Annotated in this window: 9 protein-coding genes; 4 read left to right on the forward strand and 5 right to left on the reverse strand. The window is 71.8% G+C overall.

Annotated elements, in window-relative coordinates; translation table 11 throughout:
• The first annotated feature begins 176 nt into the window (after positions 1-176).
• The 3 genes from D456_RS0112770 (at position 177) to D456_RS0112780 (ending at position 3,453) form a co-directional block, all read left to right on the forward strand.
• Complete coding sequence (locus D456_RS0112770; RefSeq protein WP_017576571.1) at positions 177-725, forward strand: RNA polymerase sigma factor; 549 nt, start codon at positions 177-179, stop codon at positions 723-725.
• Positions 722-1,138, forward strand: coding sequence for a hypothetical protein (locus tag D456_RS0112775; RefSeq protein ID WP_017576572.1), 417 nt, complete (start codon positions 722-724; stop codon positions 1,136-1,138). Before D456_RS0112770 ends, D456_RS0112775 begins: the two co-directional genes overlap by 4 nt.
• A gap of 386 nt (positions 1,139-1,524) precedes the next feature.
• Positions 1,525-3,453 carry a CHAT domain-containing protein gene (locus tag D456_RS0112780; RefSeq protein ID WP_017576573.1) on the forward strand — a complete coding sequence of 643 codons (1,929 nt, stop codon included), beginning with the start codon at positions 1,525-1,527 and terminating at the stop codon, positions 3,451-3,453.
• Between the two features lie 4 nt (positions 3,454-3,457).
• Here the strand turns inward: D456_RS0112780 and D456_RS0112785 are convergent, their stop codons facing one another.
• From D456_RS0112785 to D456_RS0112800, 4 genes are all read right to left on the reverse strand, one after another.
• Positions 3,458-4,111, reverse strand: a complete 654-nt coding sequence (locus D456_RS0112785; protein WP_017576574.1) for an MBL fold metallo-hydrolase — start codon at positions 4,109-4,111, stop codon at positions 3,458-3,460.
• Between the two features lie 197 nt (positions 4,112-4,308).
• Positions 4,309-5,124, reverse strand: a complete 816-nt coding sequence (locus D456_RS0112790) for an enoyl-CoA hydratase-related protein (RefSeq protein WP_017576575.1) — start codon at positions 5,122-5,124, stop codon at positions 4,309-4,311.
• 172 nt (positions 5,125-5,296) lie between these two features.
• Positions 5,297-5,893: a DUF5998 family protein gene (locus D456_RS0112795; protein WP_017576576.1), complete on the reverse strand. Its 597-nt coding sequence runs from the start codon at positions 5,891-5,893 to the stop codon at positions 5,297-5,299.
• Between the two features lie 65 nt (positions 5,894-5,958).
• Positions 5,959-8,679: a bifunctional acetate--CoA ligase family protein/GNAT family N-acetyltransferase gene (locus D456_RS0112800; protein WP_017576577.1), complete on the reverse strand. Its 2,721-nt coding sequence runs from the start codon at positions 8,677-8,679 to the stop codon at positions 5,959-5,961.
• A gap of 264 nt (positions 8,680-8,943) precedes the next feature.
• Here D456_RS0112800 and D456_RS0112805 point away from each other — a divergent pair, with 264 nt between their 5' ends.
• Positions 8,944-9,879 (forward strand): carbohydrate kinase family protein, encoded by a 936-nt coding sequence (locus D456_RS0112805; RefSeq protein WP_026115809.1) that lies wholly within the window; start codon positions 8,944-8,946, stop codon positions 9,877-9,879.
• A 203-nt stretch (positions 9,880-10,082) separates the two neighbouring features.
• Here D456_RS0112805 and D456_RS0112810 read toward each other — a convergent pair whose 3' ends face one another.
• Positions 10,083-12,248 carry a RecQ family ATP-dependent DNA helicase gene (locus D456_RS0112810; RefSeq protein ID WP_017576579.1) on the reverse strand — a complete coding sequence of 722 codons (2,166 nt, stop codon included), beginning with the start codon at positions 12,246-12,248 and terminating at the stop codon, positions 10,083-10,085.
• Positions 12,249-12,250 lie beyond the last annotated feature (2 nt).

Consider the following 12,250-nt stretch of genomic DNA (forward strand, 5'->3'; position numbering starts at 1 on the left):
CTGCGTTCCCCCCGTCACCGGGGCTCCCAGCGGTTAGCGTGAGCCTCGGAGCGGCAGGCAGTCCGATCATAGTGGGGGCGGTTGTGCCAGACCAGCCGGGTGAGGGCAACCACGGCACGAACGAGTCACAGAAAACGATACTTTCGACCACAGTCGAGGGCGAAACCCCACCCGGGTTGCCGATTCCGGCCAGAACGGACGAGGACGACGCAGCCCTGGTCGCCCGGGCCCGGAAGGGCGACGCCCGTGCCTGGGAGGCCATCGTCGACCGGCACCTACCCATGGTCAACGCCATCGCGACCTCCTACCGGCTGGGTTCCCCCGACCGGGAGGACGCCGTGCAGACGGTGTGGCTGACTCTCAATCAGCACCTGCCCCACCTGCATTCACCACACCATCTGCGCCATTGGCTGCGCCGTGTCACACGTTCCCTCTGTGGCCGGCAGCGCCGGCAGATCCGGCACCTGCAACCCGTGGATCCACAGGTCCTGGCCGCGCGGGCCCCGGGAGAGGAGGCATCGAGCCACGAGCACGATCCGGAGACGCTCTACCTGCGCAAGGAGCTCCACGAAGCTCTGCACCGCGCCGTGGGCGGCCTCACCGACCCCGCCGACCGGCGCGCCGCCCGCTACTACCTGGGCCAGGCCCCCGCGCACGAGACCACGCCCGTGGAGCGGCGGCGCCTCAAACGCCGGCTCCACCGACTGCTGAGGGAGCACCGTTGAACCACCGTGTCGCACACACCGGGGACCTGCGTGGGCGGGCCTCCGCTCTGGCAGCCTTCGACCGCTCCGACGACCGGCGCGGGCAGGCACGGCTCACCGCCGAGCGCTGCCCCGACCCCGAGCCCGTGCGTGCTCACGGGCCGGACCTGCTCACCCACATGCGTTTCGACCACGACAGCCTCAGCATCGACCTGTGGGTGCGTGACAGGGGAGGCACACGTTCGCTGTCCGGGCTGGTCGTCGGGGAGCCGGCCGGGTCCCGCGTCCAGGTACGCCGTCCCGGCCACGCCTACGACCGGCGGGTGGCCCTGGACGGCTCCTTCGGGGTGGTGGAGCTCGCACCGGGGCCGGTGAGTCTGGTGGTGCGGTCCCGGGACGAGACCTCGGTCGTGACGGACTGGTTCACGGTCTGACCCGCCGTGCTCGGCCCGGTTCCCGACTCGGGCCGTAGGCCCCGGCACCTGAGAGCGCTTCCCCCTCCCTCCGGGGCCACGCACCGGTACGCCCTCCCGGCTCCGCCTGGCCTTCCCCCTGCTCCCCCCTCAGGGCCGTCCCTCCAACACCGCCCCGCACTCCGGTCCCCTGACACCCGTGGTTGTCTCCCCGCACAGAAGCGGATGTTCTGAACCCGGCTCCCGGGACACACAGAAAACACGGACGCGTGCGCTCTCTTGTCCGGGTTCGATCCGGTTCGCCCATCGCTCCGTGCACCGTCTCCTCCCGAACCCTCCCCACACCGCGAAGGAGCTGGCCACACTGGGGACCGTCCCGGCCCCCACCGTGGAAAGAGGCGTCCTCCGTGGCACCGAACTCACCCCCGCTCACCTCCTCGGCCGCTCTGCGCACCGGACACACACTGCTCAGACAGGTGGGGGAAGGTGTGCAACTGGCCCGCAGCGGACGTTTCGAGGACACCGTCGCCCTGCTCGACGAGACCCAGTACCTCCTACGCCGCCACCCGCTCTCCCGGGTCTCCACGGTGCTCCCCGGAACCCTGGCCAACCTGGGGCTGGCCCAGAGCCTGTGCGGGAACTTCACTGCCGCGCGGGACCACCTGCAGGAGGCACGCTCCCGGGCGGACGAGCACGGGTTGGCGGTCCTGGACCTCATCGTCCGTCAGAACCTGGGCTGTCTCGCCCTGCACCGGGGCGACAGCGCGGCCGCCATCGGGCTCTTCCACGATCTGCTGCCCAGCATGCCCGAGGACCGGCGCGAGGCCCTGCACGTGGACATGGCCGAGGCCCTGCTGACCGAGGGCCTCGTGGAGGAGGCCGTGGAGGCTCTGGACGACAGTGCGGGCGCGGGTCCCACAGCACAGCTACGTGAGGCCACACTCCGCCTGCTGGAGGGCGATCCGGCGCACGCCCGCGCCGTCGGCCTGCAGGTACGGCAGCTGCACGGGCGCGGGTCATTGTGGTACCGGTTCGCCGAACGTCTGGTGTACCGGGCCGGACGGCGCTCGCCCCGCCGCCGTCGCCGGGGGTGTCCCGTACCCGTTTCGAACGCGCACCCGCCGCACACCGTGCGTGCGGGGCTGGCGCAGGCCTTGTCGACGGGCGCCGCGGAGACGGCTCTGGAGTGGGCCGAACTGACACGGGCCTCGAGGACACCCCTCGTTCCGGGGCCGACCGCGGCGGCCGACCGGGAACACACCGACGCCTACAGGTCCTCGCACGCACACTCGGGAGCAGCCGGGGCGGAAGCCCGGGCACGGGAGTGGGAACAGGCCCGGTGGCGTTCGTTCTACGCCCCGCATCTGCGCCGGGCCCTGTCTCCCCCGGAGGCGGCCCCCTCCACCCGGGACGGTACGGAGCCGTGGTGTCCGGTCACGGACACGCTGCGGGGCCGTCTCGGAGGTCGGGCCTACGTACGGTACGTACAGATCGACGACCGGGCCTGGGCATTGGTGGCCTCGGAGGAAGGTGTCGAGGCCTTCCCCTTGGGCTCGGCCGCGGACCTGTCGGCCCGGGCCGCACGTTTCGCCGCCTGCGCCCCGGGCGGCCCCGGGTTCGCGCGGGCCGCGGACGAAGCGGGCAGGTCCCTGCTGGGCCCGGTACTCGCGAGGATCGGCGACCGGCCCCTGGTCCTGTCGTGGGACCCCTTCCTGGGAGAACCTCCCTGGGGCGCCCTTCCGGCACTGTGCGGGCGTCCGCTGTCCCTGGTGGCCTCGGCACGGGCATGGTTGGAGCGGCCCTCCGAGGTGCCGTCCCCGGACCGTGTGCTGCTCGCGTCGGGCCCCACCCTTCCCGGCGCCGTGGCCGAGGTGGACGCGCTGGCCCGCCTGTACCCGCAGGCGCGGGTCCTGTCCGGGGAGCGGGCCCGGCCGGAGGCGGTGCTGGAGGGGATGGAGCACTCCGACCTGGTGCATCTGGCCGGGCACGGGCACGTGCCGAAGCGGGCGGCGATGCTTGCGTCGGTGGAGTTGGAGGGGGCTCCGCTGCTGGCCTGCGATCTGGCCGGGATCGAGCGGGTTCCGTCGGTGGTCACGTTGGCCACGTGCTGGAACGGGCGTGCCTTCGGGCGCCGTGCCGGCCCGCCGTTGGGGTTCGTGGGGGCGTTGTTGGCCCGGGGTGCCCGTGCTGTGGTGGCCAGCCCCGTCCCGGTACGCGACGCGCAGACGGGTACGGCCATGCGGCGGTTCCACCGGGCTCTGGCGGCCGGGACGCCTGTGCCCGAGGCGGTCGCGCTCCACCTCGGGCATGCGGGGTTCTGCTGCTACGGCGGGTGAGTCTCTACCAGCCGCGCTCGTGCCACTCCCCGAGGCTGGGGCGCTCGGCGCCGAGGGTGGTGTCGCGGCCATGGCCGGGGTAGACCCACGTGTCGTCGTCCATGGCCCCGAAGACGCGCTCCTCCACGTCGCCGAGGAGGCGGCGGAAGTCCTCGTCGGACCACGTGCGGCCCACACCGCCCGGGAAGAGGCTGTCCCCCGTGAACAGGTGGGTGCGCCCCTCGGGGTCGTCGTAGCGCAGTGCGATCGAGCCGGGGGTGTGCCCGCGCAGGTGCACGACGGAGATCGAGCATTCCCCGACGCGGACACGTGTGCCGTCCACGGCGGGCTCGTCCACGGACACGGGCAGTTCGTCGGCGTCGTCGGGGTGGGCCACGGTGCGGGCGCCGGTCTGGCCGACGACCTCGGCCAGGGCCTGCCAGTGGTCCTGGTGGCGGTGGGTGGTGATCACCCGCGCCAGTCCGTCCTCACCGACCAGCTCGAGCAGGCGGTCCGCCTCTGCTGCCGCATCGATGAGCACCGCCTCGCCGGTGGCACGGCAACGCAGCAGGTAGGCGTTGTTGTCCATCGGTCCGACGGCCAGTTTGTGGATCGTCAGGTGCGGTAGTTCTCGCAGGTCGGCGGGGCCGCCGACCCTGGTATCTCCGGAGTAGCTCACCCGACTATTGTGGCCCGGCCCCGGACTCGTACAAACCCCACCCCGGGGTTCCGGTACGGGAAACGCGCAGCGCCGATGCCCTGCGCAGGTCACCCGGTACCCGTGGCTGCCGCTCGGGGCGGGCCGGTCCCGGGGGCGGAGCGGGCGTCCCGCTCCGCGTTCCCGAGTCGGGACGCGGACCCGGGAGTGTGGTCGGGTCAGCGCGACCAGGAGGGCGAACGCTTCTCGAAGAACGCGGATCGGCCCTCGGCCGCCTCCTCACCGGCGAAGAACTCCGCGGACAGCTCACCCATGCGGGCGAAGGCCTCGGCGCGGCGGTCCGGAACGGACTCGGTGCCGCCCCCGACCTCGTCGAGCAGCTGTTTGGTGCGGGACAGCGCGGCGGGCGCGGCCACGCGCAGGCCCTCCAGGACACGCTCCGACGCCTCCGCCATCTCCCCGTGGGGCACCGCCTGGGTGATGAGCCCGGCCTCGGCCGCGGTTTCGGCGTCGAACGTCTCTCCGGTGAGGAAGTAGTAGCTGAGCCGGCGCGCATGCATCCGGGCCGACACCGGGACCGAGATGATCGCCGGGACCGCGCCGATGCGCACCTCGGTGAAGGCGAAGGTGGCGCTCTTCGGCGCGAGGGCGATGTCGGCCGCAGCCACCAGGCCGATGCCGCCGGCGCGCGCCACACCGTTGAGCACCGCCACCACCGGCTTGGGCCCGTCCATGATCTGCTCGAAGATCTCCGGGAGCTCGGGGGCCGGTTCGACCTCCTCTCCCGCCAGGGCGGCACCGATCTCCTTGAGGTCGGCCCCGGCGCAGAAGACCGGCCCGGTGGCGGTGAGCACGACGGCGCGGACCTCGTCGTCGGCCATGGCATCGGCCAGGGCCCGGGACAGCTCCGTCCGCAGGCGTGCGGAGAGCGCGTTGCGGTTGCGCGGGGAGTCGAGGGTGACGGTGGCGACGGCTCGTTCGACGGTGAGCGTCACCAGCGGGGTGTCGCCGGCGGGGGGCTGCTGCTGCGTCATCGCAGTCGACCTTTCCGGGGGCCGTCCACGTCGGTGGGGACGTGAGGACTCGTGTGTTACGTGACACCCCACACGTTAGGTCACGGGTCGCGGGCACCCGCTGCCCGGGCCCCGGACACGGAGAGGGCACCGCCCCACCCGCGGTGGTGGCGGTGCCCTCGCAGCACGCCGGTCAGCGGCCCCCGGTCGCGGCCGAGAGTGCGTCGGCGAAACCCATCATGGAACGCACGGCGTCGGGCCCGTCGGCCGCCTCGCTCACCCGCAGGGTGAGGGGTTCGGCGGTGACGGCACCGGTGTAGCCGTGGTCGAGCTCGCAGCTCTCGTCGGCGCAGGCGGCCGGTTCGAGGTCGATGTGGGCGACCGCGCCCCAGTTCACCGACAGGTTGACGCTGAGCACGAGCTCGCTGGGCAGACTGCCGGGTGTGTACTGGGCCGGGTTGGGCACGACGCGGGTCAGGCCCACCGACTGGACGTTGCCGAGCTGGATGCTGTCGGTCGTGGTGGAGGCGTGCGAGGTGCCTCCGGGCTCGGCCGGAGGGTGCTCGTCGGTGTGGCAGACCACGAGCCGGGTGGCGGTCAGCAGCATCACGGTGATGTGCCGACGCATCTCCATGGCCGGATCGAAGGTCGCTTCGTGGTGTACGACGAACGCCTCGGCACCCTCCTCACCCAGGGCATCGGCGGCCGCGTCGATGACCAGCGCGGGATAGTACCCGCTCCGTTCGATCTCCGAACGCCAGTCCGCGGAGACGGCTCGTGTTTTCCTCATACTCCCATCCTGCCCCCTACCGCCGACATTTTGCGACCGGGATCGGAAAAGCCCAGGCCACATGGTCAGAAGGTCACCCCGCGCAGACGACGCGGCCCGACGTCGGGGCGGACCTCGGGGGCCTCCCGCAACCACGCGCGCGCACCGAGCACGTGGGCGCCGGTGGCGTTGACCAGTACCGGGTCGAGGTCGATGTAGCCGATCTCGGGGAAGGCCTCCACCAGGCGCGAGACCCGGATCAGCAGCTCCTCCAGCGCTTCGACGTTGGGTTGTTCGGCCAAGGAGGTCGAGCCGGCCGGAAGCCCGAACAGCAGGGGCGCCGCACGCACCGCGTGGATGAGGTCGGCGGCGTCCATGTCGCTGAGCGGGGCCAGGCGGAAGGCCCGGTCGTCGAGGAGTTCAGCGGTCACGTCGGCCAGCCCGAAGGAGACCACCGACCCGAAGGACTGGTTGTCCCCGGCCCGGATCACCGTGGGCACGCCGGGCGCAGCCATACGCTGCACGACGAGTTCGGCCTCGCCACTGAAGCGGTCCGCCAGCGAGTTGTAGGCGCTGCGCACGTCCTCGGGGGTGCGCAGGTCGGCCCGCACGAAGGTGCCCCCGGCGCGTACCCGCAGGTCGGGGGCGTCGGCCTTGACCACCGCGGGGTACCCGAGCTGCCCGGCGGCGACGACGGCCTCGTCGGCGGAGGAGACGGTGATGTCGGGATAGACGGCGATACCGTAGCTGGCGAGGAGGTCGCGGGCGTCCTGGCCCGGGATCGCGGTCTCCTCGTCGTAGCGGCGTTCACCCCCGAACCAGGCCACGTCCTCCTCTTGCGGGGTGCCCTTGTCCAGGGCACGGGTGATGACCGCGCGTGCGCGGGCGCGGTCGATGTCGGGCAGTTCCGGGTGGCGTCCGGGTTTGCGGTTGCGCCACTGGGCGTAGCGCGTGGCCAGGGACAGTGCGCGGACGGCGTCCTCGGGCGCGGGGTAGGACGGCACGGACCCCTTGAGGGTCTCTCCGCTGTCACCGACGTGGCGCAGTTCCTCGGGGAGGCCCTGCCGTGCCAGGTAGGTGGTGACGATTGGTTTGTCCGCCCCCTGGGCGCGGGCCCGTAGCACCCGTGCAACGTCGTCGGAGATGGGGTGCAGGGCGGGGATGAACACGACCACGACGGAATCGACCTCGGGTGAGGACAGCGCCGCTTCCAGAGCGAGGTCGAAGTCCTTCGCGGTGGCCTGGGGGCCCAGGTTGACGGGCTCGTGCGGTTTGAGGCCCTGGCGTACGGCTGCGTCCTTGACCAGCAGCTCCAGTGAGTCGGAGTTGCCGATGATGCCCACGCGTGCCCCTTCGGGGAGCGGCTGGTAGGCGAAGACCTGGGCGGCGTCGAACATCTGGGTGATGTCGTCGACGCGCACCACACCGGCCTGCTGGAACAGGGACGTGACGGCGTAGTCGGGCAGGGAGAGCCCGCCGGCGGCGTGGCCGGTGGGGGTCGCCTGGGCGGAACCGCCGCTGCGTACGGCCACGAGGGGTTTCTGCTTGGCCAGGCGCCGGGCCAGACGGGTGAACTTCCGCGGGTTGCCCAGCGACTCCAGGTACTGGAGCACGACCCCGGTGGTGGGGTCCTCCTGCCAGTACTGCATGAGGTCGTTGCCGGACACGTCGGCACGGTTGCCGGCCGAGACGAAGGTCGACAGGCCCATGCCGCGTTCGGCCACACTCTGCAGGATCGCGCGGCCCAGAGCTCCCGACTGGGAGAAGAAACCGATGGGGCCGCTGGGCGGCAGGTCGGGCGAGAGGGTGGCGTTCAGGGACACCTCGGGGTCGCTGTTGGCGATCCCGAGACAGTTGGGTCCGACCACACGCATGCCGGCGGCTCGGGCCGTGCGCACCAGTTCGTCCTGGCGGGCACGCCCCTCCGCGCCGATCTCACCGAAGCCGGAGCTGACCACGACGAGCCCGTGCACGCCCTTCTCCGCGCACTCCTCCACGATGGGCAGGACCGAATCGGCGCGTACGGCGACCACGGCCAGGTCGACGTCGTCGGGGATGTCGCTGACCGTGGGGTAGGCACGCACGCCGGCCACGGCCTTGGCTTCGGGGTGGACGGGGTAGACGGGGCCCTGGAAGTCGCCGCCGAGCAGGTTGCGCAGGGAGCTCTGGCCGATGGTGTGGGCGGTGCGACTTGCACCGATCACGGCGACGGACTCCGGGTAGAGCAGGCGGGCGATCGAGCGCGATTCGGCTCGCTGTTCGCGGGCCTGCATGACTTCCTTGGAGTTGTCGGTGGGCTGCAGGTCCAGCGTGAGGCGGATGACGCCTTCGTCGAAGGTCTGCTGGGCGGTGTACCCGGCTTCGCGGAAGACGTTGACCATCCTGCGGTTCTCGGGCAGGACGTCGGCGATGAAGCGGCGCACGCCCCTCTCGCGCGCGGCTGCGCCGATGTGTTCGAGCAGGACCGAGGCGAGGCCGCGGCCCTGGTGGGCGTCCTCCACCACGAAGGCGACCTCGGCCTCTTCCGGGGCGATCTTGTCGTAGCGCACCACCGCCACGAGTGAGTCGGAGATGGTGGCCACCAGCCCGACGCGGTCCTCGTAGTCGACGTTGGTGAACCGGTCGACGTCCCGGTCGGACAGTTTCGGGTAGGGCGCGAAGAACCTGTAGTAGATCGTCTCCGGCGAGAGCCGGGCGTGGAACTCGCGCAGCAGGTCGGCGTCTTCAGGGGTGATGGGGCGCATGTGCGCGGTGCCGCCGTCGGTCAACACGACGTCGGCTTCCCAGTGGTTCGGGTAGGACTGCACGCCTGCGAGACTAGACGAAATTCGGCCGAAACTGGGGAAAGCCTTCGGGACGGGTACAAGAACACCGGACTGATCACGCAGGGTAACGGTTTTCCCGGCGATCGTCACAGGGCCGCGGTTCCTCCCGCTACGGGCCGATCATCCCCTGGACACGGCGTGTCCGGGGCGCTGTCACTTCGTTACACGTAGCTGACAGTTCACCTGTTAACGTCGTTCGGGCACAGATTCTCATAACCCTCGGCGGTGGCTGGCGAAATGACACGAGTGGTCGTAATCGGTGATCTCATGACCGATGCAGTCGCGCGCGCGTTCCACCCGTTGGCCCGCGGCAGCGACACCCCTGCATCCGTGGTCATGTACGGCGGAGGCTCGGGCGCCAACATCGCCTCGTGGCTCGCTGTGGAGGGCACCGACACGACCTTCGTAGGCCGACGCGGCTCCGACATCACCGGCCGCACCCGCGAGATGGAGCTCATGGGATACGGGCTCGACTCGCGCATGGTAATGGACCCGGAGCGCCCCACCGGCACGTGTGTGGTGATGATCACACACCGGGGCGACCGCACGATGCTCAGTGACCCCGGCGCCAATGCCCGTCTGCAACCCGAGGATCTGCCCCGCGACGTTTTCGCCCCGGACGGGCACCTGCACGTGTCCGGCTACACGCTCATCAACGAGGACTCCCGCCGTGCGGCCCGTGTCGCGCTGCGCACGGCGCAGGAGACCGGGATGTCGATCTCGGTGGACAGCGGCTCGCACGCGCCGCTCAAGCGGACCGGGGCCGAGGAGTTCCTGGAGTGGACGCAGGGTGTGCGGCTGCTCTTCGCCAACATGGACCAGGCCAAGGTACTCACCGGCCGCGAGGAGCCCGAGGACGCCGCCAAAGTACTGACGGCGTGGTTCCCGAACGTGGTACTCAAGCTGGGTGACGAGGGCGGCCTGTGGGCGTCCAAGACCCGCGAGGGCTGTGTACGGGTCCCGGCCGAGCCGGTGGAGCCCTCCCCGGGTTCGGTCGGTGCCGGGGACGCGTTCATGGCCGGGTTTCTGCCCGCGTGGCTCCTGGGACGCCACCCCAAAGAGGCGCTCGGACGCGCCCAGCGCCTGGCAGCTCGTGCCCTGCACCAGCCGGGTGCCCGCCCCGACCTGGGCGAGACCGAGCCGGTACGGCGCAGCGCCCCGCGCGGTCAGCGCATCCGCTGACACCCGGCGTGCCCCTTCCCCCGGGGGCTCCCGCCGTGTTGCACACGGCCCTCGGCCGTGCCGGTACGAGGCGGTCCCGCGGGGGCCGCGCTCTCGCGCGCCCGTACGGGCGCGCACCGTCCTGCGTGTGGGAAGGGCTGGGTGGAAGAGCGGGGCACGGACCACACCCACCGGCCCTCCCCGGTCCGCTTCCCCGTGCTGGCTCACCCGCCGTTACCGGCGAGCGTGAGGGGCAGAACCGCCGGAGCACCGGCGCGGCGCAGCAGAGAGGCGGCCACGGTCAGGCTCCACCCCGTGTCGACGTAGTCGTCCACGAGCAGCACCGGGCCCTCCGACCGCGACGCCCGTTCGGCCGTCCCGGGCCCGAGGCGCAGGGCAGCGTGCACCTGGGCCAGGCGCAGGGCACTGTTGTGCCGGCGCTCCCCCGGCCCGGTGGCACTGCTGTACTCCAGGGAGCCGAGGGGCTGCATCCGGCCGAGGCGGGCGATCCGTGCGGCCAGGTCGGTGATGAGGACCGGCCGGGTCACGGACGGCATCGCGGCCACGGCCACGGGGCGGTGGGCCCAGTCCCAGTCGGCCAGGACACGCACCAGCCCTTGCAGTACCCGTTCGTTCACGGGTTCGTCCGGGGCGTCGGCTGCCAGGAGGCGGCGCAGTTCGGTCCCCCATCCGATGTCGGTGATGCGGGCCAGGGCGCGACCTTCCTCGTGGCGTTCGCCCTCGGGCACCCGTCCGCTGAGCGGGACGTCGAGCGTCTTCATCCCGGTGGGCCACTGACGGCGCACACTGATGGGTGTACCGGGACGGTCGAGCACCCCGGCAGCGGCGCTGCGCCGGTCGGGGTCGACCTCGGTGGGCCAGTACTGGCCGGTGCACACGTCGCAGCGCCCGCAGGGGCGTGCCTCGGGGTCGTCGAGCTGTGTGCGCAGGAACTCCATGCGGCACTCGGTGGCGGCGATGTAGTCGAGCATGGCCCGGCGTTCGTGTTCGCGGGCGGCCGCCACGGCGGCGTAGCGCTCCGCGTCGTAGGTCCAGGGTTTCCCGGTCCGGACCCAGCCGCCGCGCACGCGCTCCACGGCCCCGTCGACGTCGAGGACCTTGAGCATCTGTTCCAGACGGGAGCGGCGCAGGTCGACGCGGGTCTCCAGCCGGCTGATGGAGAGGGGTTCGCCGGCTTGTCCGAGCACGTCCAGGGTCTGGCGGACGGTCTGCTCGGGCGGGAAGGACAGGCTCGCGAAGTAGTCCCAGATCCGGGTGTCCTCACGCCCGGGCAACAGCACGGCGTGGGCCCGGTCGAGCCCGCGGCCGGCGCGTCCGACCTGCTGGTAGTAGGAGATGGGTGACTGTGGCGCACCCAGGTGGACCACGAAACCGAGGTCGGGCTTGTCGAAACCCATCCCCAGAGCGCTGGTGGCGACCAGGGCCTTGACCTCGTTGGACAGGAGGGCGTCCTCGGCCTCGCGTCGCTCCTCGGGCTCGGTCCGGCCGGTGTAGGCACGCACGGCCATGCCCTGTTCGGACAGGAACCGGGCGGTCTCCAGGGCCGCGTCGACGGTGAGGGTGTAGATGATCCCGGAACCCTCGATGCGGGGGAGGTTCTCGGCCAGCCATCCGAGGCGGGCGGTGGGGTCGGGCAGTTCGGCGACGGCCAGGCTCAGGCTCTCGCGTTCGAGGGGGCCGCGCAGGACGAGGGTCTCCTGGTGTTCGTCCCCCGAGCGCAGTTGTTCGGCGACATCGTGGGTGACCCGTTCGTTGGCGGTGGCGGTGGTGGCGAGCACGGGGATGCCGTCGGGCAGTTCGTGCAGGAGCTGGCGGATCCGCCGGTAGTCGGGGCGGAAGTCGTGGCCCCAGTCGGAGACGCAGTGCGCCTCGTCGATCACGACCAGGCCGGCACCGGCGGCGAGCTCGGGCAGGGCCCGGTCGCGGAACTCGGGGTTGTTGAGGCGCTCGGGGCTGATGAGCAGGACGTCGACGAGTCCGGCCCCGACGTCGGCGTAGGTGGACTCCCAGTCCGTGGTGTTGGAGCTGTTGATGGTCCGGGCCCGGATGCCGGCGCGTTCAGCGGCGGCGATCTGGTTGCGCATGAGCGCCAACAACGGGGAGACGATGACGGTCGGACCGGCTCCCGCGCCCCGGCGCAGGGCGGTGGCGACGAAGTACACGGCGGACTTGCCCCACCCGGTGCGCTGCACGACAAGGGCCCGGCGCTGGTGGGCGACCAGGGCGTGGACGGCCCTCCACTGGTCCTCCCGCAACCGTGCGCCGTCCCCGGCCAGGGCACGCAGGTGCTGCTCGGCGCGCTCGCGCAGTGCGGCTCCGTCCGGGGCCGCCGGGGTGTCGTGGGTGCCGTCGTGCGTGGGGGTCCTCATGC

The sequence above is a fragment of the Nocardiopsis kunsanensis DSM 44524 genome, from assembly GCF_000340965.1.
GTDB classification, from domain to species: Bacteria; Actinomycetota; Actinomycetes; order Streptosporangiales; family Streptosporangiaceae; genus Nocardiopsis; species Nocardiopsis kunsanensis.